The organism is Nonomuraea sp. NPDC049141, from assembly GCF_040648415.1.
Taxonomy (GTDB): Bacteria; Actinomycetota; Actinomycetes; order Streptosporangiales; family Streptosporangiaceae; genus Nonomuraea.
On the sequence record NZ_JBEZDR010000001.1, the window covers coordinates 304,096 to 323,644 of the forward strand.

18 protein-coding genes are annotated in these 19,549 nt (G+C 69.4%); 11 read left to right on the forward strand and 7 right to left on the reverse strand.

What is annotated here, in order from left to right; translation table 11 throughout:
- The first annotated feature begins 43 nt into the window (after positions 1-43).
- From AB0B91_RS01375 to AB0B91_RS01385, 3 genes are all read left to right on the forward strand, one after another.
- Positions 44-694, forward strand: a complete 651-nt coding sequence (locus AB0B91_RS01375) for a helix-turn-helix domain-containing protein (protein ID WP_358313352.1) — start codon at positions 44-46, stop codon at positions 692-694.
- 296 nt (positions 695-990) lie between these two features.
- On the forward strand, positions 991-2,412 hold the full coding sequence (locus AB0B91_RS01380; RefSeq protein WP_358313415.1) for a WD40 repeat domain-containing protein: 1,422 nt from the start codon (positions 991-993) through the stop codon (positions 2,410-2,412).
- Between the two features lie 210 nt (positions 2,413-2,622).
- Complete coding sequence (locus tag AB0B91_RS01385; protein WP_358313418.1) at positions 2,623-3,111, forward strand: GNAT family N-acetyltransferase; 489 nt, start codon at positions 2,623-2,625, stop codon at positions 3,109-3,111.
- Between the two features lie 15 nt (positions 3,112-3,126).
- On the opposite strand, the gene AB0B91_RS01390 is transcribed toward AB0B91_RS01385, so the two are convergent.
- Together AB0B91_RS01390 and AB0B91_RS01395 are read right to left on the reverse strand one after the other, a co-directional pair.
- Positions 3,127-3,699 carry a YbhB/YbcL family Raf kinase inhibitor-like protein gene (locus tag AB0B91_RS01390; protein WP_358313421.1) on the reverse strand — a complete coding sequence of 191 codons (573 nt, stop codon included), beginning with the start codon at positions 3,697-3,699 and terminating at the stop codon, positions 3,127-3,129.
- 13 nt (positions 3,700-3,712) lie between these two features.
- Complete coding sequence (locus AB0B91_RS01395; RefSeq protein WP_358313424.1) at positions 3,713-4,582, reverse strand: ferredoxin; 870 nt, start codon at positions 4,580-4,582, stop codon at positions 3,713-3,715.
- Positions 4,583-4,863: 281 nt separating this feature from the next.
- On the opposite strand from AB0B91_RS01395, the gene AB0B91_RS01400 reads away from it, so the two are divergent.
- Complete coding sequence (locus tag AB0B91_RS01400; RefSeq protein WP_358313427.1) at positions 4,864-5,682, forward strand: TauD/TfdA family dioxygenase; 819 nt, start codon at positions 4,864-4,866, stop codon at positions 5,680-5,682.
- Between the two features lie 14 nt (positions 5,683-5,696).
- Here AB0B91_RS01400 and AB0B91_RS01405 read toward each other — a convergent pair whose 3' ends face one another.
- Together AB0B91_RS01405 and AB0B91_RS01410 are read right to left on the reverse strand one after the other, a co-directional pair.
- Entirely contained in the window at positions 5,697-6,422 is a 726-nt protein-coding gene (locus AB0B91_RS01405) for a hypothetical protein (protein WP_358313430.1), read from the reverse strand.
- Positions 6,419-6,916, reverse strand: a complete 498-nt coding sequence (locus tag AB0B91_RS01410) for a SigE family RNA polymerase sigma factor (protein ID WP_358313432.1) — start codon at positions 6,914-6,916, stop codon at positions 6,419-6,421. The genes AB0B91_RS01405 and AB0B91_RS01410 overlap by 4 nt, the downstream gene beginning before the upstream one ends.
- A gap of 405 nt (positions 6,917-7,321) precedes the next feature.
- Between AB0B91_RS01410 and AB0B91_RS01415 the strand changes: the two genes are divergently transcribed.
- Entirely contained in the window at positions 7,322-8,323 is a 1,002-nt protein-coding gene (locus AB0B91_RS01415) for an SIS domain-containing protein (RefSeq protein ID WP_358313436.1), read from the forward strand.
- A gap of 71 nt (positions 8,324-8,394) precedes the next feature.
- Positions 8,395-9,012 carry an HAD family hydrolase gene (locus tag AB0B91_RS01420; protein ID WP_358313439.1) on the forward strand — a complete coding sequence of 206 codons (618 nt, stop codon included), beginning with the start codon at positions 8,395-8,397 and terminating at the stop codon, positions 9,010-9,012.
- A gap of 198 nt (positions 9,013-9,210) precedes the next feature.
- Here the strand turns inward: AB0B91_RS01420 and AB0B91_RS01425 are convergent, their stop codons facing one another.
- A complete protein-coding gene (locus AB0B91_RS01425) occupies positions 9,211-10,302 on the reverse strand; it encodes a hypothetical protein (RefSeq protein WP_358313442.1) in 1,092 nt (363 codons plus the stop codon).
- A 325-nt stretch (positions 10,303-10,627) separates the two neighbouring features.
- Between AB0B91_RS01425 and AB0B91_RS01430 the strand changes: the two genes are divergently transcribed.
- Positions 10,628-12,067 (forward strand): vanadium-dependent haloperoxidase, encoded by a 1,440-nt coding sequence (locus AB0B91_RS01430; RefSeq protein ID WP_358313445.1) that lies wholly within the window; start codon positions 10,628-10,630, stop codon positions 12,065-12,067.
- A gap of 103 nt (positions 12,068-12,170) precedes the next feature.
- Here the strand turns inward: AB0B91_RS01430 and paaZ are convergent, their stop codons facing one another.
- Together paaZ and AB0B91_RS01440 are read right to left on the reverse strand one after the other, a co-directional pair.
- On the reverse strand, positions 12,171-14,195 hold the full coding sequence (gene paaZ / locus AB0B91_RS01435; RefSeq protein ID WP_358313448.1) for a phenylacetic acid degradation bifunctional protein PaaZ: 2,025 nt from the start codon (positions 14,193-14,195) through the stop codon (positions 12,171-12,173).
- A 99-nt stretch (positions 14,196-14,294) separates the two neighbouring features.
- Positions 14,295-15,386, reverse strand: coding sequence for a LacI family DNA-binding transcriptional regulator (locus AB0B91_RS01440; RefSeq protein WP_358313451.1), 1,092 nt, complete (start codon positions 15,384-15,386; stop codon positions 14,295-14,297).
- 160 nt (positions 15,387-15,546) lie between these two features.
- Between AB0B91_RS01440 and AB0B91_RS01445 the strand changes: the two genes are divergently transcribed.
- From AB0B91_RS01445 to AB0B91_RS01460, 4 genes are read left to right on the forward strand one after another with little or no spacing between them, the layout of a single operon-like run.
- On the forward strand, positions 15,547-16,473 hold the full coding sequence (locus tag AB0B91_RS01445) for a PfkB family carbohydrate kinase (protein ID WP_358313454.1): 927 nt from the start codon (positions 15,547-15,549) through the stop codon (positions 16,471-16,473).
- Entirely contained in the window at positions 16,470-17,774 is a 1,305-nt protein-coding gene (locus tag AB0B91_RS01450; protein ID WP_358313457.1) for an extracellular solute-binding protein, read from the forward strand. The genes AB0B91_RS01445 and AB0B91_RS01450 overlap by 4 nt, the downstream gene beginning before the upstream one ends.
- Positions 17,771-18,655 carry a sugar ABC transporter permease gene (locus AB0B91_RS01455; protein ID WP_358313460.1) on the forward strand — a complete coding sequence of 295 codons (885 nt, stop codon included), beginning with the start codon at positions 17,771-17,773 and terminating at the stop codon, positions 18,653-18,655. Before AB0B91_RS01450 ends, AB0B91_RS01455 begins: the two co-directional genes overlap by 4 nt.
- On the forward strand, positions 18,652-19,545 hold the full coding sequence (locus tag AB0B91_RS01460; RefSeq protein WP_358313463.1) for a carbohydrate ABC transporter permease: 894 nt from the start codon (positions 18,652-18,654) through the stop codon (positions 19,543-19,545). The genes AB0B91_RS01455 and AB0B91_RS01460 overlap by 4 nt, the downstream gene beginning before the upstream one ends.
- Positions 19,546-19,549: the final 4 nt, after the last annotated feature.

Consider the following 19,549-nt stretch of genomic DNA (forward strand, 5'->3'; position numbering starts at 1 on the left):
CCCCCATATTGGGCGCAGTGCAACTGCGGCTAATATCTGTAGGATGAAGGGCATGGGCGGCGACGTCAAGAGGGCATATCGATCCGCGGCGCGCGCCGCGTCGGCAGCGGCCACTCGTGCGCGCATCCGAGACGCCGCCGCACGGCTTTTCGTCGAGCGCGGGTACGTCGCCACCACGATGCGGGAGGTCGCCTCCGCGGCGGGTGTCGGCGAACGAACGCTCTACGATGCGTTCCCGACCAAGGCGGCGCTGTTCACCCATACGCTGAGCGTGGCCACGGTGGGCGACGAGGAACCGGTACGGGTCTTCGACCGTCCCGAAATGACCGCCGCTCGCCACCAGGTCGACCCGCGGGCCACGATCGCGCAACTGATCACCTACAGCACCCATCTACTCGAACGCGCCGGCGACCTGATCATGGTCAGCGTCGAAGCGGCCGGCGCGGACCCCGACATGCGCGCCGCCGCCGACGCCGGGGCTGATGCCACCCACCGGGTGCATCTCGCCCTCACGACGGCGCTGCACCAGCGTGGCGCACTCCGCGACGGCCTCGATCCCACTACCGCGGCCGACACCCTCTACGCGCTCGCCTCACCCCACATGCACCAGCTACTGCGCCGGCACCGCGGCTGGCCGGTCGAGCGATACGCCGCCTGGCTCGAAAACGCCGCCACCCGCGAACTGCTCGGCTGAATTGACAACTGTCGTCTAAAAGGCTGCTACGGAATATCCCCAATAATTCGATCCACATCAGCGATCGCCCGCCTCTCACCCACAGCCCATTCGCTTATGCCAAGTCTCTCGATGTCCAGAGCCTCTCCCGCATCAGCCAACTTCAATTTATCAATATGGCGTAGTAGGTTCTGCGTGTGGGTCAAGCTATATGTACGTTCATCGCATGAAGTACATGCCGCTCTGACCTGAGGAAGTTCACCGATCGTCCGAGCTGACGTGCCTCACGGCCTGCCGAGGTTTCTGAAGGAGAGACGTTGAACGACACGGCCGAAGCGCCGGGACGCGGCCGGCCGCTCGGGAGAATGCTCCCTGTCGCGCTCGCCGCCTCGCTGGTCTTATGCCTGGCGGTCATGGGGTCGGCGGTGTGGCGCGAGCACGAGCGGGCATCGGCGCAGGAGCGTGTCGCGGTGGCCCGCGGGCTCGCGCTGCATGCCGCGGAACTCCGCGATGACGACCCGGTCAAAGCACAGGACCTCGGATTGGCCGCGGTCAAAATCCACGCGGATGAGCAGACCCGGGCAGGGTTGATAGACACTCTCGTCATGTGGCGTCGTACGGACGTCTACTCGCTCGCCAGTAGCGGCGTCGATGGGGTGGCTCTCAGCGGCAACGGACGGATCGCTCTCACCGGGGACACCGATGGGGTGGGCGTGTGGGACCTCAAAACCTGGCTTGATCCCGAGGTCGCATTCACCGACAAAGCCGATCGGCTCGCCGTCCTGACGGGAAACAAGAAAGGCGTCAGCACACTGGAGTTGTCATTCGACGGCCGCACCGCGTTGATCGGCGGCGACGATGGCGCCACGATCGTGTGGAATCTGACGGACCCGGCACATCCAGTCCGGCTCGCCACTTTGCCGGGCGAGCCGGAAGACGATTTCGCGAACAGCGTGCAGGCTGTGGCATTGACCCGTGACGCGCGCATCGCCATGACGGCCGATTTCAGCGGCAATATCATCGTGTGGGACCTGGCCAAACCCTCTCGTCCGGTGCGCCTGTCGATCACCAAAGCCCACGGTTCCCACATAGGAGATGTGAGACTGAGCGCGGATGGCCGGACCGCCGTCACCGGCGAGGACCATTCGGTGAGCGTCTGGGACCTGGCTGATCCCGTGCGGCCGGTCAAACGGGCCGATCTAGCGCTTCCTGCCGGCTTCGCCGAGGCGACGGCCATGAGCGCGGACGGGCGTACGATCGTCGTTGCGAACCGGGACCGGGCTGATGTCTGGAGGCTCGACGACCGGACGCATCCGACTCACGCCGCCATGCTGGCCCTGCCCGCAACCGACATGTACGACGTGGCCTTGACTCCAGACGGCAAGACCGCCCTCATGGCCGGTGGCAGTGGCACGGGTTTTCTGTGGGACCTTTCCGATCCGGCCCGCCCTGTCCGGCTGGCCAACCTGAAGGGATACACGCAGGAGATCAACAGCGTGGCGCTAGACGCTGATGGCGGAGTCGCCCTGATGGCCAGTCCCGACAGGGGGTTGTCCGTGTGGAACCTCGCCGATCTGCGGGAGATCGTCGCGGATCCAGTGGAAACCATGTGCGGGAGCATGGCTGACCAGAAGACCATCAGTAAGGCGGACTGGACTCGGTTCGCGGGCGACGCGGACTGGTCCGACTATGGCGAGGACCCCGTCACGGGCAAGCTTTCCGTCTGCTTCATCCGCTGAGTTTCGGGCTGGCGATCGCCTCCGCTTAGGTCGAAGCCGACTCCACAGGCCTCAGCGCTTGCTCGGACTCCCGTCCCGGACAGCGAAGGGTGTCAAAAGCAGGCCCAAGAGGCTGACTGCGCCATCGCCGCCGGTGCGCGGAGGTGGTGCCGATCACCGAGTCCCGATAGCGGTTCAGCCGGCGGATTAATCAGCTCATAACATGTGTGCATGCTGATCGAGGAGCGGACCGTTGCCGATGCCGACCTGGCCGGGTTGCTCGATGCGGCGTTCGCCGAGCTGGTGCGCCGTTACGGTGCCGAGGGTCGGTCTGTTGTCAAGGCGGGAGCTCGCTATCTCGTCGCCTACGTCGGGACCTGTGCTGCCGGGTGTGGCGCCATTCAGCCGGCGGGTGCGGACATGGGTGAGCTCAAGCGCATGTACGTCGCGCCCGAATTCCGTGGGCGGGGAATCGCCCGCATGCTTCTGGCGGCGCTGGAGGACCTGGCCCGGGAGATGGGATACCAGACCGTGCGCTTGGCGACAGGCGTCAAGCAGCCTGAGGCGATCGCTCTGTACGAAGACAGCGGATACGTGCTTGGCGAGCGCTATGGGATGTACACGAATCAGCCGTTGACCCGCTGCTATGAGAAAGCACTGAGGCCCGGCACCGAAGGGCGACCGGACCCCGCGGTAACCACGGAGATGATCCGGCCGTGATGCGGTGACACCCACTCAGCGCGTGTAGAGGCCGTCGAGGCGGCCGCGGGCCAAGGCTGGGCCGATTGCGGTGACGAGCACCGCCCTGGGCTTGGCGGTGTCGAGCGGCGCGTCGCCTTCCGCCGAGGTGATGGCGGTGGGCAGGGCGAACAGCTGGAAGACGTACCGGTGCGGGCCGTGTCCCTTGATCGGTTCGGGGCCCAGGTAGCCGCGCCCCATTCCCGAGCGAAGGACCCGCACTCCCTGGACCAGACTCCCCGCGTTCAAGGCTCCGGTGGACAGCGCGACGAGATCGGGTTCGAGTAGGGCGACGCAGTGGACGAACGGGATGCGGGTGGGAGAGTCGATGTCCTGGACGACCAGCAGCAGCTGGGCTGTGCCTTCGGGTGTGCCACTCCAGGCAAGAGCGGGAGAGCGGTTCTCGCCACCGGCGCGCTTGCCGGCGTGGGCCTTGGGGATCACACCCTCGTGTTCGAAATCGGAGCTGTTCAGGCCCAGCACCTCAGGTCCGGCCAAGGCGGGGAGGTTCCAGGCCAGATGAGCTTCGCCGGCGCGCTTGTTCTTGAGCAGGGTTCCCAGAATCGTCATGGTGTATCGTCCCTCACCAGCGAACTGCCGTGAAGTCGATCGGGCCGGGCCGTAGTAGTCGCGTACGTTCTGCCAGCGCTCGCAGCCGCCGGGACATCTCGTCGGCGGTCAGGCGGTGGCGGTCACCGTGGCCTGGCAGGATCCATTGGAATCGCAGCCGCCCGGCCGTCCTGGCCAGGGAGGCGGCCAGTTCCTCGATGGAGTACCAGGTCACGCTGTCCGCGACTTCCAGATCGCAGGTGGTGCGTGACCAGTAGAAGCTGTCTCCGCTGAAGCAGTATCGGTCGTCCGCGAGATAGAGCACGCTGCCCGGGGTGTGGCCGGGCAGCGGATGGGCGGTGACGCCCTCGCCGATCTCCAGAGGTTCCAGGCCTCGGATCACCTTGTCCGCGTTCGGTGCCGCGTCGAGGTCGCCCTCGTGGATCCACAGGTGGGCGCCGAAATGGTCCGCGTAGCGGCGGCCGTGTGCGGCGTGGTCTCGGTGTGTGAGCAGTACATCGGTGACCTGGCCCGAGGCCGCGTAACGCGCGGCGAGTTCACGGCTCCAGCGCGGTGTGTCGATCATCATGACCGTGCCGGAAGGCCGCAGCAGCAGGTAGGAGTTGGCGCCGGCGGTCTGCTGGGAGTTGTGTCCGCACAGCAGTACGTCGTCGCCCAAGGCCATCGGAAATGGGTCGAGCGCCTGGTCCAGCGGCCCGGATGCCGGGCGGATCGAGCGGGTGGGGCAGGCGAAGGCGGCCGCGTGGAGGCGCTGTATCTCCGCCTCGTCGCTCGGCGGGCGCAGGACCTGCGACCTTCCGCCGACCTCGCCGATCAGGTCGGGCGCGAGTTGCCGGGCGGCATCGCAGTTCATGCAGCGGTCGTCCACATACCAGTCGTCCATGGCAGGACTCCTTCCCATGGGGGGACGCCCCGGAAATCAGGCCCTCAGGAGTGACATATTAGCTTCTCAGTTAAGTATCTGAACGATGAAGATAAATGGCGACCCGCGTGCCCGTCAAATCGCAGGGCGACCAGAACGACGAACCGGCCATCGGCTGACGTGGGCGTACAGGGGCGTGCTGACCGTTGGCCCGCTCATCGAGTGAAGGCCCAGCGGCGGCATCAGACCGGTGAACCGGGTACGCCGTAGTACAGGCGGCACGATCACCGGGAGACACCACGATGTTGATCGACGCGACACCGATAGGCGGCCCGATGGCATGGACCAGGTCCACCCTGCGCGAACCGGACTGGCTGCACCACATCGACCAACCGCTCTTCCACGCCTCAGCGCTGACGCTGCCGGCCAAGAAGGCCAAGGCCGCCCTCGAAGAGGGTCCCGGTCTGATGGTGATCCGGGGGTGGCCGGTCGAGGGCTGGTCTGAGGAGCAGATCGACCAGCTGTGCTACACGTTCGGCTCGCTCATCGGCACGCCACGCGCCCAGAAGACCGGCCTGGTGACCACCGGCGAGAATCAGCCGCGCAGAGGCATGGACGACCAGGGGCTCGCCTTCCACACCGACCGGGGCGGCCCGCCCGGCCCGCCGCATCTGGTCGGCCTGCTCTGCCTCCGCGCGGCCGTTCGCGGCGGAGAGTCGCTGATGGTGAGCGGCCACTCCGTACATGACCGGCTTCTGGAAGAGCGTCCCGACCTGCTGCCGGAGCTCTACGAGGACTTCCACTTCGGCGCGGGCACGATCACCGACTTCGACCGCGTCTATCCGGTCTTCGAGCGACGGGCGGGCCGGGTCCGGGTCCAGTACAACCGCCACTGGATCGAACGCGGCCAGGAAGCCGCCGGGAAACCACTGACGCCAGGCGCTGTGGCCGCCCTGGACGCTTTCGACGAGATCCTCACCGATCAGGGCCTGGTGCTGCGCTTCTCGCTACGGCCGGGCGATCTCCTGCTCGTCAACAATGACGTGGTCCTGCACGGCCGTACCGCGTTCACCGAAGACCCGCGCGCCCGCCGCCGCCTCGCCCGGATCTGGCTCGACTAGAGACGGGGCGCGGGTCATGAGCCGGCCTTGTCATAGATCCCCAGCGTCCAGGTGCTGCCCTTCTGAGGGCCGAGCTCGGCCGCCAGCCGTTCCGGCATCTTGGGGACCGCCTCGCGATCCCACGGTCGATCGCATCTCCCCTCCCGCCGGTCGGCAAGCGTGCAACTGGGCGAGCCCATGATCGGCGTGTCGGCGGGGAAGACCCAGATCTCCAGGGTCTGCTGTGCCCACAGCCAGTCCGGTGTCACGGACTTCTCGTCGTTCTGGATGTCGAGGCCGCTCCCCCGTACACCGCATCGGCCGAAAGTGCTCCATGTGGCCTTCGCGTCCCGCACCAGCAGCCACACCTTCGGATCGGCGCACTTGATCGCGAAGCCGGTGTAGACGCTGGTCGGCTGGAACGTGACCCGCACCCTCTCCCCCACGGCCCGGTAGGTCTGGTCGAAGAGCAGCGACAGCGGCCCCTGCGGGCTCGTCACGGTCGGCGGGAGTCCGGTCGCCGTCAGGACGTGTGCCGTGGAGCCCGCGATCGGAGCGCCGAGCGACGGCACCATCACCCCGGCGAAGGCCACGACCGCCGCGGCGGCCCCCGCCAGCGCCGCTCCCGTCGTCACCCGCCTGCGCAGCCGCGTCCTGGCTCCCCGCCGCCTGATCTCGCTCACCAGGGGCGCCCGCCCGTCGTCGCGGGCGCTGTGCTCGGCGAACACCATCCGCAGGTCGTCCTCGGTGTACTGGGTCATGGAAGCGCCTCCATCTTCAGCTCGTGCAGTGCGGGATCCACCCGAAGCCGCGCCAGCGCCCTGCTGAGCTGCTTCTTCACGCTGCCCTCCGAACAGCCGAGCGCGTCGGCCACCTGCTGCGGGGTCAGATCCTCGAAGTAGCGCAGGACGAGGACCGCCCGTTGCCGGGGCGGCAGGTCGCCGACCGCCACCCAGAGGGCCGAGCGTTCCGCGACACTCGTCTCGAAGCCCGGCTCGATCAGGCCCTCGGGCAGCACTTCGGTCGGCACCTCGTTCCGCCAGCGCCGCCGCCACCACGAGGCGTGCGTGTTGACGAGGATCCGGTACACGTACCGGTCGGGGTCGGCCTCGATCCTGCGCCACACCCCCCACGCCTTGACCAGCGCGGTCTGCACCAGGTCCTCGGCTGTCGCCCAGTCCCTGGTCAGCAGATACGCCGTACGGCACAACCGCTCATGTCGTTGCCCGACATACTCGGCGAACCCATCCGCCATCGTGTCCTCCAGCTCGGTACCGCCTCACGGTGTACTACCGGCTGGAGGGGCGCTCCGGGTGACAAGACCGCCGACTTGCAGGCCGGTGGCGACCAGCGGCGGCACCGCTCCGCCCAGCACGCCGCCGAGGCTGTGGGCGCGGGGCCATGCCGGGGAAGAACGCGGTGTTGAACACCAGCGCGGCGGCCGTGCCGTAGATGTAGAAGTCGTAGAACTCGACTGGTGACCGCGACCCTCGAACGGCTAGGCACCGCGTTCTCTCGCTATGTGGAAGAGCGTCTTGTGCAGTGGTGCGAAGACGCTGCCACCTGGGTAATCGAGCGACCCCTTGACTCATTCTCGGTACGAGTGAGAACGTTATCAACGCATGACTGAGAACGTTCTCAAACGGACTGGGAGACATCCGTGACCGACCTGCTGCCGCTCAAACCGATCGAGTCCGACCTGGCCGAGAAGACCCGCGAGACGCTCGACCAGCGCGCCCGGCTGGACGAGCTCGTCTCGGGCGCCATCGACAGGGGCCTGCGCAACGTGTTCTTCGTGGGCGCCGGCGGCTCACTCATCGCCGCCTACCCGGGCCACTACCTGCTCGAGAACGAAGGCACCTGGCCCGTCTACAAGCTGCAGAGCGACGAGCTCAACACCGGCCGCCCGCGGCGCCTGGGCGACGGCTCGCTGGTGTTCCTCGCCTCGTACACCGGCAAGACCAAGGAGACCGTCGCCGCCGCGCAGTACGCCAAGAGCACCGGCGCGACCGTGGCCGTGGTGACCAAGGAGGGTGGCCCGCTCGCCGAGGCGGCCGACGTGGCCTTCACCGGCAAGAGCGACCTGTTCATGCAGTTGGCGGCCTACGCCCTGCTGCGCAGGTCAGGGGTGGAACGCGACTGGGCACTGCTCGACCGGGCCCTCGACGCGCTCCCGGAGGCCATGGTCGCCACCGCGCACGAGGGTGAGGAGCGGGCGCGGGTCATCGCCGAGGCGCTGAAGGACGAGCCGATCACCTATGTGCTCGGGTCGGGCCCCAGTTATGGCTGGGCGTACGGGCTGGCCATGTGCTTCCTGCAGGAGATGCAGTGGAAGCACGCGGCGGGCTTCAACTCGGGCGAGTTCTTCCAGGGCGCGTTCGAGGTGATCAACGACGACGTGGCGGTGATCAACCTGCTCGGCGAGGACCCGTCGCGGGCCATGGCCGAACGGGCGAAGCGCTTCCTCGACACGTACGCGACCAAGAAGACCTTCCACATCGACACGGCGGACCTCACGCTGCCCGGCATCCCGACGGCGCTGCGCGGCGAGGTGTCCGCGCTGGCGATCGCCGTGCTCATGGACCGGCTGGCCCGCCACTACGAGGCCGTGCGCGGCCACGACCTGGACAAGCGCAACTACATGTTCCAGGTGGATTACTGATCCCCTCGCCGGGCGGCGACCCCTCTCAGAGCGATTCGCCGCCCGGCGATACCTCTCGGAAAGGAGGCGGTTTGTCGGTCGAGCTCGTCATCTTCGACTGTGACGGGGTGCTCGTGGACAGCGAGCGCATCTCCGTGCGCGTGGGCACGGCGGCGCTGCGGGAGCTGGGGTGGTCGATCGATGAGGAGGAGTACGCCGCCCGGTTCGTCGGGTGCAGCGACGAGGAGTGGGATCGGGTCGTCGGGGACGTCCCGCCGGGGTGGCGTGAGCGGCTGACGGCGTCGCACGAGGCGGCGCTGGCGGCGGAGCTCGTTCCCGTGCCGGGGATCGTGGCGGCCCTGGACCAGCTCAGCGTGCCGGTGTGTGTGGCGTCCAACGGGAGCCACGCGAAGATCCGCCGCAGTCTTGAGCTCACAGGGCTGGCGGAGCGGTTCGGCGGGAACGTGTTCAGCGCCGAGGATGTGGCGCGGGGGAAGCCCGCGCCCGATCTGTTCCTGTTCGCGGCGCGTGCGGTGGGGGTGCCGGCCGAGCGGTGCGTGGTGGTGGAGGACAGCGCTTACGGGGTGATGGCGGCGGAGGCTGCGGGCATGCGCTGCCTGGCGCTGGTCAACGGCCTGGTTCCGACGTCACGCCTCTCCCCCGCCACCCTGATCTCCGATGCCGCCCTGCTGCCGTCCCTGATCGCGTAGCTTCCCGTTTCATGCGAAAGGCGATCTTCCTGTACGGCAAGCATGGGCCGGCCCCACCCACCGCACGTGGCTGAGGGCCTCCAGGAATACGCCCGCTGAACCCGCACGGGGCGAGCCGCCGATACGTGCGCCCGTGAGGTTGTGCGGCCGGGGGCGGTCACCCCGGCACGAGGGCGGCGGCAAGGCACAGACCTCGGATCATGCCCGCTCTGCGCCGGCCGCCCAGGGCGAAACCGGCCCGGCGGTGACCGCGCTGGGCAGGAGCAGTGCCCCGAGTGCCAGCCCGATCAGCCCGGCGATGACCGGCGCGCCGGTCCACAACTCGGGCACGGTGGGCAGGCCACCCCCCACGGCCGAGGCGACCCCGATGTACAGCGACCAGGTGGCGAAGGCCGACAGTCCGGCGAAGGCCCAGTAGGAGGCGCGCCGCTCACCCGACGGCCGCAGCCGGCGGATCAGCAGGTCGCTCACGAACCCGGCGGCCACGAACGACAACAGGATCGGCACGTTGCGGAACCCCGTCTGGGCACCCGGCATCAGCACCATGATCGCGTACATGACGGTCACCGAGCCGAACGGCAGCAGCCAGCGGCGCACCAGGAACAGCACCGGGCTGAGCATGATGACGTTGGTAATGACCATCGCGGCGGCCATCCGCTCGGCGCTTGGGCCCACCGGTGCGGGGCCGACACCCCCCGGCCCGGCGCCCTGCGGCCCGGCGCCCGAGTCCTGCAGCATGGAGAACGCCTGGACGATGCCCGCGGGGCGGTACTGCATGGCGTCGCCGTACGACAGGAACAGCAACACCAGCGTGGTGGCGAACGCGAGCCCGATCAGCGCGGGCAGCAGGCGGCCGAGTGCCGGCCGGGCGCCGATGTCGGGGGCGTTCCACACCGAGCGCAGCGGTGTCGTGATGATGAGCATCATCGTCACGACGAGGCCGAGGTGGGACGGGCTGAAAAAGATGTTGATGGTCGTCTCGATGCCGAGAATGGTGTGCCACATCATGTCGGCGAGCCCGAAGGCGGCGAACGCGGGAATCGCTACCAACCCGGCGAGATAACCGGTGGGGACGGCCGCCAACCCCTGCCGCCCGGCACGCACGTTGCGCCAGACCTGCCAGATGATCCAGCCGGAGACCACGGCGAAGCCGGAATAGAACACCGCGTGCCATGGAGTGAAGAAGGTCTCCAGCTCCGCCAGGTTGCTGTGCGCCCAGGCGTCGATCATCAATCCGACCCCGAACCAGATGCCGAGCAGCGCCGTCACCAGATCTGTCCTGGGGGACACCCACCCACGGGGCTCCCCCGTGTCCACCATGAATCGCCGAATGCCGGATGCCACTTCATGCTCCCTTTCCGTCAAGCCGTCGCTGGGGTCGTCAAGGCGATACAGCGCTGCGCCTTACGCTCCACCCCCTAACGGTTAGCCAATAGATAGCGGTTAGCCGTCAGGGGTGTCAAACGCCGTACACTTCGCGATCACCCGGGGCAGACGGGTTCCCTGAGGCAGGGGAAGGCAGCTCTTACCGGTGGGATAGTTCGAAAGCGCGTTCGAGCATGGAAGCCTCTCCCTACCGGGCACACGGGGGCCCGCAACGCGAGGAGACTTTGTCATGCCCGTCCCGACGTCCTTACGCGCGATCGCGCTCACCCTGGTGACCGCCACCGCGCTCGTCCTGCCCGCCTTACCCGCGCATCCGGAGGCGGCGACGACGGCGCAGCCCAACGTGGTGGTCAGGTGGAACACCGCGCTGCTCGCGGCGGTGCGCGGCGGCACGCTGGGGCCGCCGTTGGTGGCCAGGGCGCTGGCCACCGTGCACACCTGCGCCTATGACGCGTGGGCCGCCTACGACCCGGTCGCCGTCGGCACCCGGCTGGGCGGGTCGCTGCGGCGGCCCGCGGCCGAGCGTACTGAGGCGAACCGCGCGCAGGCGATCAGCTACGCGGCCCATCAGGCGGCCGTCGATCTCTATCCGGCGCAGCGGGCCGGGTTCGACGCCCTGATGACCGAGCTGGGCTACGACCCGGCCGACCAGTCCAGCCAACCGGCCCAAACCGGTCTGGCCGCCTGCACGGCGGTGCTCGACTACCGGCACGCCGACGGCGCCAACCAGCTCGGCGGCTACGCCGACACCACCGGCTACGCGCCGGTCAATGCCCCGATGGTGGTCGCCGACCCGCTGACCACGGTCAACGATCCGAGCCGGTGGCAGCCGCTCACGTACCGCAACAAAGCGGGGGTGGTGGTGACGCCGCCGTTCCTGGCGCCGCACTGGGGCGGGGTCGCCTCCTTCAGCGGTCGCGCGCGCGATCTGGCCGGCGGTGTGCCCGCGCCCGCCACGTACGGCACGGCCGCCTACCGTGCGCAGGCCGCCGAGATCGTGGCGGGCACCGCCGCGCTGACCGACCGCCAGAAGGCGATCGCGGAATACTGGGCCGACGGCCCCAACAGCGAGACGCCGCCGGGACACTGGTGCCTGTTCGCCCAGCAGATCTCCCTGCGTGACGGGCACAGCCTCGACCAGGACGTGAAGATGTTCTTCGCGCTGGCCAACTCGGTGCAGGACGCCGGGATCGCCTCGTGGGAGGTCAAGCGGCACTACGACTCGGTACGCCCGATCACCGCGGTCCGCTTCCTGTACCAGGGGCAGCAGATCGCGACCTGGGGCGGCCGGGTGATCGACGGCGCGACGTGGGTGCCCTACCAGGTGCCGACGTTCCCGACGCCGCCGTTCGCCGAGTACGTCTCCGGCCACAGCACGTTCAGCGCGGCCGCGGCCGAGGTGCTGCGGCGCTTCACCGGCGGCGACGCGTTCGGCGGCTCGACGGTGATCGCGAAGGGCTCGTCGCAGGTGGAGCCGGGTGTGACCCCCGCGAACGACGTGACGCTGCGCTGGCGTACCTTCAGCGACGCAGCCGACGAGGCCGGGCTGTCGCGCAGGTACGGCGGCATCCACTTCCGCGCCGGCGACCTGCAGGGCCGGGCCCTCGGCCGGGCGGTCGGCAGCGCGGCGTGGCAGCGTGCGGCGGCCTACTGGTCCGGACGCGGCTGAAGCCGGATAGTCAGCCGCGTCCCGGGCTGGTCGGGACGCGGCTCAAGCAGTGCGGTCAGCCGCGCCACGGCCTGCTGGTCGGGACGCGGCTGAACCGGCGCGGTCAGCCCTTGGCCACCAAGGTGAGCACGTCGTACTTGGCGACCACGGCGCCGTCCTGGTTGGTGACCTCGGTGTCCCAGCGCACCTCGCCGTAGTCAGCATCCTCGCGAGGGGTGATCTGCTTGGCGGTGAGGGTCACGGTCAGCGCGTCGCCGGGGAAGGTCGGGGTGAGGAAGCGCAGGTTCTCCAGCCCGTAGTTGGCCAGCACGGGGCCGGGGTCGGGCGAGACGAACAGCCCGGCCGCGAACGACAGCACGAGGTAGCCGTGCGCGACCCGCCCGCCGAAGAACGGGTTGGCGCGGGCCGCCTCCTCGTCCATGTGAGCGTAGAAGGTGTCGCCGGTGAACTCGGCGAAGTGCTCGATGTCCTCGAGGGTCACGGTGCGCGGCCCCGCCACCACCGTGTCCCCCACCTTCAGCTCTCCCAGGTGCTTGCGGAACGGGTGCTCGCCGTCGGCCCTGGGCGCGCCGGGCACCCAGCGGCCGGTCAACGCGCTGAGCATGGACGGCCCGGCCTGCACCGCGGTGCGCTGCATGTGGTGGAGTACGCCCCGGACGCCGCCCATCTCCTCACCCCCGCCGGCCCGGCCGGGGCCGCCGTGGATGAGGGCGGGCAACGGGGAGCCGTGCCCGGTGGACTCCTTGGCGTCCTCCTCGTTCAGCACCAGCAGCCGCCCGTGCCAGGGGGCGGCGCCGATGATCACCTGCCGGGCGAAGGCCGGGTCCGCGGTGACGATCGACCCGACCAGGCTGCCCTGTCCCCGCGCGGCCAGCTCGACGGCCTGCTCGGCCGTGCGGTAGGGCAGCAGCGTGCTGACCGGTCCGAACGCCTCCACCTCGTGCGGTTCGCCGCGTTCTGGGTCGTCGGCGCGCAGCAGGATCGGTGACAGGAACGCACCGCGTTCGGCGTCCGCGTCGATCACGTCCACCCGGTCGGGGCTGCCATAGACGAGGCGGCTCGCGTCCAGCAGTGCCTTGAGCGCGCGCCGGACCTCCTCGCGCTGCTCCAGGCCGGCCAGCGCGCCCATGCGTACGTCCGGGTTGGCGGGGTTGCCCACCTTCACCCGCGCCAGCCGCTCCGCGGTCGCCTCGGCGACGTCGTCGATCACCTCGGCGGGGACCAGCGCGCGGCGGATCGCGGTGCACTTCTGCCCGGCTTTGACGGTCATCTCGGTGACGAGCTGCTTGACAAACAGGTCGAACTCGGCCGTGCTCGGACGGGCGTCGGGCCCGAGGATCGAGCAGTTCAGTGAGTCGGCCTCGGCGTTGAAGCGCACCGAGCGGCCGGTCACCGCCGGGTGGTGGCGCAGCCGCAGCGCGGTGGACGCCGATCCGGTGAAGGCCACCAGGTCCTGCTCAGTCAGGTGGTCGAGCAGGTCACCGGCCTCCCCGCAGAGCAGTTGCACGGTCCCTTCGGGCAGGATGCCGGACTCGGCGATCAGCTCCACCAGGCGAGTGGTCAGGTAGGCCGTCTGACTGGCCGGTTTGATCAGGCTGGGCATCCCGGCCACGAACGCGGGCGCGAGCTTCTCCAGCGGCCCCCAGACGGGGAAGTTGAAGGCGTTGATCTGCACCGCGACGCCGGGCAGCGGCGTGCAGATGTGCTGTCCGAGGAAGGTGCCGCCCTTGCTCAGCGGCTCGGCGGGGCCTTCGACCAGGATGGTGTCGTTGGGCAGCTCGCGCTTGGCCTTGCTCGCGTAGGAGAACAGCACGCCGAGGCCGCCGTCCACGTCGAAGCGCGAGTCGGCGAGCGTGGCGCCGGTGTGGGCGGACAGCGCGTACAGCTCCTCGCGGTGCTCGCGCAGGTGCAGCGCCAGCGCCTTCAGCAGCGCGGCGCGCTGGTGGAAGGTCAGCTCCCGCAGCGCGGGACCGCCCACCCGGCGGCCGTACGCCAGCGCCGCCGCCCGGTCGACGCCGGTCGCGGAGACGCGGGCCACCTCCTCGCCCGTCACGGCGTCCTTCAACGGCACACCCTCGTCCGGCGGGACCTGCCACCGGCCGGACACGTAGCTGTGTAGCGGAGTCACCGCGGGGTCCCTCCTGGATGAATTACCTACCGGACGTTCAGTCAGCAGGTTAACCCGGTGGTCGGGAGGATGGAAGCGGCAGCGCCGTGGCTCAGGAGCTCAAGGGCTCGTCCCGACGGACTCGGCCGAGTCGCGTTCGATGAACCGGGTGGGCAGGCGGCGGTGTACGGGGCGGCGGTCGGTGCCGTGGACGCGGTCCAGGAGCAGGCGGCCCGCCTCCGCCCCCAGCTCGTACACCGGCTGGGCCACCACGCTGAGCGGCGGGGAGATCGCCTCGGCCCAGTCGGCGTCGTCGAAGCCCACCAGCGACACGTCGGCGGGACAGCGCAGCCCCAGCCGCTTGAGCGCCTGCAGCACCCCCAGCGCGAGCAGGCTGTCCAGGGCGAGTATCGCGGTCGGCGGGTCGGGCAGCGCGAGCAGGCGGGTGGTGGCCGCGGCGGCGTCCTCCCTGCGGAAACCCTCGGCGCTGACCAGCTCGGGCCGGGGTTCGATGCCCTTCTCGAGCAACGCGTCGCGGTATCCGGCCGCGCGGGCGCCGACCGTGGTGGCGCCCAGGCGTTCGACGCCGCGCAGCCCCGGGCGGGCGAGCCGGGGCCGCAGCTTCTCATCGCCGCCGGTCAGTAAGGCGATGGAGCGGTGTCCCAGCGCGAGCAGGCGTTCGGTGGCGTCCTTGGCGGCGGCGCGGTTGTCGATGCCGACCGTGTCGGCGTCGAGACCCGGGACGCGCCGGTCGAGCAGCACGATCGGGATCCCGGCGTCGATGACGCCCTGCAGGGCGTCGCGGTCGGCGGTGTCGGTGGGCGCGACGATGAGGCCGTCGACGCGCCGCTCGGTGAGCACGCCCAGCGCCTTGCGTTCGAGCGAGAGGTCCTCGTCGGTGTTGACCAGCAGCACCTCCCAGCCGCGCTCGTGCGCCACGTCGGCGACGCCGCGCAGGGCGCGGGAGAAGAACGGGTTCTCGATGTCGGGTACGAGGACGCCGAGCGTGTGGGTCAGCCCGGTGATCATGCTGCGGGCCAGGCTGTTGGGCCGGTAGCCGAGCCGTTCGGCGGCGGCCAGCACCGCCTCGCGGCTCTTGCCGCTCACCGAGCCGTAGCCGCCGAGCGCCCGCCCGGCCGTCGCGGTGGAGACCCCCGCCTCCTTGGCGACGACCTCGATCGACGGCATGCTCCGCCGAGCGCTGCCGCTCATCCGCACCCCCGGGCTGCTAGATCGTGTCCAGACCATCATGCTCTCACTGACGAGAGGCGATCACCGTAGCGGATTTCACGAGGGCTATTGACATGCGTCTCAGCGATTGAGAACGTTCTCACTCAAGCGAGTGAGAACCTTCCCAGTCACAGGAGAACGTGTGGAGCCACGCTTGATTCGCCTGGTGGCCGTCGGGGACAACGTCGTCGACTGCTATCCCGACCTCGGCGTCATGTATCCGGGCGGCAACGCCGTCAACGTCGCCGTGCACGCCCGCCGTACGGGTGCCGAGTCGGGCTACCTGGGCGCGGTCGGCACCGACGCGGCCGGGCGCGTGGTGCGCGACGCGCTGGTCGCCGAGGGCGTGGACCTGTCACTACTCCGGACGGTGGACGGGCCGAACGCCGTCGCCACCGTCCGTCTCGTCGCGGGCGAGCGCAAGTTCACCGGCGGACGCGAGGGCGTCTCGCGCTTCCGCCTCTCCCCCGCCGATCTGGTACGGCTGGCGGAGGCCGACATCGTGCACACCGGCGAGTGCTCGTTCCTGGAGGGCCAGCTCGACCAGCTGGCCGCGCACGCCAGGCGGCTGTCGTTCGACTTCTCCGAACGCCCGTGGGAGTACGTCGAGGCGCATGCCCGGCACGCCGGGATCGCGATCCTGTCCAGCCCGTCCGGCTCACGGGACGAGGCGCTCGCGCTGGCCCGGAGGGTGCGGGCGCTCGGCCCGGCCACGGTGGCGGTGACCCTCGGCGCCCACGGCGCCGTCCTCGTCTCCCAAGCCGCCGGATCTGCCGGGACCGCCGTCGGGACCGCCGCCGAGACCGCCGTCGGAGCCGCCGTCGGGGCAGCCGACGTCCTGGCGGTCGCTGAGGACGTGGTCGTCTGGGGCGCGGCCGAGCCCGTCGCCGTGGTGGACACGCTCGGGGCCGGGGACGCGTTCATCGCCCGCCTGCTGGTCGGCCTCGCCCGCGGCGAGGACCTGCCCGCGCTCGCCGTCGCGGCCACCGCCTACGCCTCCCACGCCTGCACCTCCTACGGCGCCTTCGGGCACGAAGCCCCCCTGCCAAGCACCAAGGAGACCCCATGAACACGCATCGCTGGACCGCGCTGCTCCTCGGTACCGCGCTGGTCACCGCGGGTTGCGGCGGCGGTTCCGCCGGAGCGCCCGCGAAGGCCGACCTGTCGGCGCCCAAGGAGAAGTCGGGCACGCTGACGATGGTCACCAAGTTCGCCGATCCGAAGTACGCGCCCTACTTCGAGAAGGTCGTGGCGGCCTACAAGGCGGCCAACCCGAAGGTCGACATCAAGCTCGAACAGGTCGGCGACCAGCCGTACAAGGACAAGATCCGGGTGCTCACGGCGTCGAAGGACCTGCCGGACATCTACTTCTCGTGGGCGGGCGACTTCGCCAACAAGTTCGTCCGGGCCGGGCTCGCCGCCGACCTGACCGGTGTCATCGGCCCGGACACCCCGTGGGGCTCGACGTTCGCGCCGGCCGCGCTGAAGACGTTCCAGTACGGCGGCAAGTACTACGGCATGCCGATCGACCTCGACGCCAAGTACCTCGCCTACAACAAGGCCGTCTTCACCAAGGCCGGCGTGCAGGTGCCCAAGTCGTTCGAGGAGCTGCTGACCGCCTGCGACACGCTCAAGGCCGCGGGCACGCAGCCCATCGCCTTCGGCAACCAGTACGGCTGGGCGGCCATCCACTTCATCACCCAGCTGAACGCCTATGACGTGCCCGCCAAGACGCTGGCCACCGACTACGCCCCGGCGACCGGGGCCTTCACCGACCCGGGCTACGTCACGGCGCTCAAGCAGTTCGCCGACCTGGTGTCCCGCTGCGGCACCAAGGACGCCAACGGCCTGTCGCACGAGACCGCGCAGGCGCAGTTCCTGGACGGGAAGGCGGCCATGCACTACCTGGAGTCGGTCGAGTTCGACGTGCTCGACAAGTCGAAGCTCGACTGGAGCTTCCTGCGCCTGCCCGCCCCGGCGAGCGCTCCCGGCGACACCGGCGCGCTGACCGGCGCCCCCGACGGCTTCCTGGTCAACGGCCAGAGCAAGAACGCGGGCCTGGCCGTCGACTTCCTGAAGTTCCTGTCCAGCAAGGAGAACGCGGCCACGATGACCAAGGACATCGGCTGGCTCAGCCCGGTCAAGGGCTCGGCCACCGCCGAGAACTCCTACCCGCAGCTCACCGACGCCCTGAAGGACATCGACAAGGCCGGCAGCTTCGCCGTCTGGCTGGACACGATCACGAACGCCGAGGTCGCCGGCGCGTACCTGTCCGGGGTCGAGGGCATGCTGTCGGGCTCCCGCACTGCCGAGCAGGTCATGGCCGGCGTCCAGAAGGCGGCGGCCAAGGCCAAGAAGGACGTCGGGTGACCGTGCTGAGGCGGTGGCGGACCTGGGCCTGGGTGCTGCCCGCCGTCGTCCTCCTGCTGGTGTTCGTCTATTACCCGATCGCCGACAACCTGCGGTTGAGCCTGTTCTCCTGGAACGCCTTCTCGCCCGAGCCCCGGTTCGTGGGCCTGGACAACTACGCCGAGGCGTTCGGCGACCCGGTGTTCTGGCGGGCGCTGGGCAACAACACCGCCTATGCCGTGATCTCGCTGATCTTCCAGGGCGGGTTGTCGCTGGTGCTGGCCGCGCTGCTGGAGGAGCTCGTCGGGCGGCGGATGCGCGGGGTGCTGCGCACGCTCTACTTCATCCCGGCCGCGATGTCGATCACGGTCGTGGGCGTGCTGTTCTCCTTCCTCTACAACCCTCGGTACGGCCTGCTGAACGAGGCGCTCAAGGGCGTCGGCCTCGGCCGGCTGGCCAAGGCCTGGCTGGGCGAGGAGGGGTCGGCCATCTGGAGCGTCATCGCGATGAGCCAGTGGCAGTCGGTCGGCTACACCGCCGTGCTGTTCGTGGTGGCGATCCAGCGCATCCCCCGCGAGTACTACGAGGCCGCCAAGGTCGACGGCGGCGGCCCGGTGCGTATGTTCTTCTCGATCACGCTGCCGATGGTCCGGGAGATGACCACGCTGGTGGTCATCCTCACGATCTCGGGTGCCTTCCTGGTGTTCAACGAGGTCATGGTGATGACGGCCGGCGGGCCGGACAACTCCAGCCAGGTGCTCGGCACGTGGCTGTACCGCAAGGCGTTCATGGAGGACGACATGGGCTACGCGGCCACGATCGCCACGGTGATCTTCGTCATCACGTTCGCCATCGCGGCCGCGCAACTGGCCGTCTCCCGCCGACGGAGGTACGACGCATGAGCTCGACCAGCCTGACCCGCCCGGCGGGCTCGGCGCACGGGACCAGGGTGCGCACTGGGACGCCCGTGCGGATGCGGACCATCGTGGCGCGGCTGCTGGGGTGGAGCCTGCTGGCCGGGTTCGGGGTGGCCGTGCTCTATCCGGTGCTGTGGATGGTGCTCAGCGGGTTCAAGGACAACCAGGAGATCTTCAACCAGCCGTGGGGGCTGCCCGGCGAGCTGCGCTGGGAGAACTGGGCGCGGGCCTGGGACCTGGGTGTCGTCCGCTACTTCACCAACAGCGTGATCGTCACCTCGGCGACGATCGTGGCCACGACGTTGATCAGCGCGTGGGCCGCTTACGGGATGTGCCGGTTGCGGCTGCCGTTCGGCAACGGGGTGGCGTTGCTGGTGCTGGGCGGGCTGCTGCTGTCGCCGACTGTGGCGCTGATCCCGCTCTTCCGCCTCTTGACGTCTGTCGGGCTCTTCGACACGTACTGGGCATTGATCGTGCTTTATACGGCTTTCCGGGTGCCTTTCACTATCTTTTTGATCCGGGCGTACATGATCGAGCTGCCGCGGTCCGTGGACGAGGCGGCCACCATCGACGGGGCCTCCAGCACGCAGATCTTCTGGCGGGTCATCCTGCCGATGTCGCGGCCGATCCTGGTGTCGGCGGCGTTGCTGCAGGCGCTGTTCGCGTGGAACGAGTTCGCGTTCGCGCTGGTGTTCGTCAGTGATGACTCGCTGAAGACGCTGCCGGTCGGGCTGATGGCCATGCAGAGCCGCCTGCTCACCGACTGGCCGGTGATGCTGGCGGGGCTGAGCATGGCCGCGCTGCCGACGATCGTGCTGTTCCTCATCGGTCAGCGCCAGTTCCTGCGCGGCCTCACGGAGGGCGTCGGCAAGTGAACCT

Excerpts from the sequence above, each read along its gene's own strand:
- AB0B91_RS01375 (WP_358313352.1), top strand. The coding sequence starts at position 44 with ATGAAGGGCATGGGCGGCGACGTCAAGAGGGCATATCGATCCGCGGCG.
- AB0B91_RS01385 (WP_358313418.1), top strand. The coding sequence starts at position 2,623 with ATGCTGATCGAGGAGCGGACCGTTGCCGATGCCGACCTGGCCGGGTTG.
- AB0B91_RS01390 (WP_358313421.1), bottom strand. The coding sequence starts at position 3,699 with ATGACGATTCTGGGAACCCTGCTCAAGAACAAGCGCGCCGGCGAAGCT.
- AB0B91_RS01395 (WP_358313424.1), bottom strand. The coding sequence starts at position 4,582 with ATGGACGACTGGTATGTGGACGACCGCTGCATGAACTGCGATGCCGCC.
- AB0B91_RS01400 (WP_358313427.1), top strand. The coding sequence starts at position 4,864 with ATGTTGATCGACGCGACACCGATAGGCGGCCCGATGGCATGGACCAGG.
- AB0B91_RS01405 (WP_358313430.1), bottom strand. The coding sequence starts at position 6,422 with ATGACCCAGTACACCGAGGACGACCTGCGGATGGTGTTCGCCGAGCAC.
- AB0B91_RS01410 (WP_358313432.1), bottom strand. The coding sequence starts at position 6,916 with ATGGCGGATGGGTTCGCCGAGTATGTCGGGCAACGACATGAGCGGTTG.
- AB0B91_RS01430 (WP_358313445.1), top strand. The coding sequence starts at position 10,628 with ATGCCCGTCCCGACGTCCTTACGCGCGATCGCGCTCACCCTGGTGACC.
- AB0B91_RS01440 (WP_358313451.1), bottom strand. The coding sequence starts at position 15,386 with ATGAGCGGCAGCGCTCGGCGGAGCATGCCGTCGATCGAGGTCGTCGCC.
- AB0B91_RS01450 (WP_358313457.1), top strand. The coding sequence starts at position 16,470 with ATGAACACGCATCGCTGGACCGCGCTGCTCCTCGGTACCGCGCTGGTC.
- AB0B91_RS01460 (WP_358313463.1), top strand. The coding sequence starts at position 18,652 with ATGAGCTCGACCAGCCTGACCCGCCCGGCGGGCTCGGCGCACGGGACC.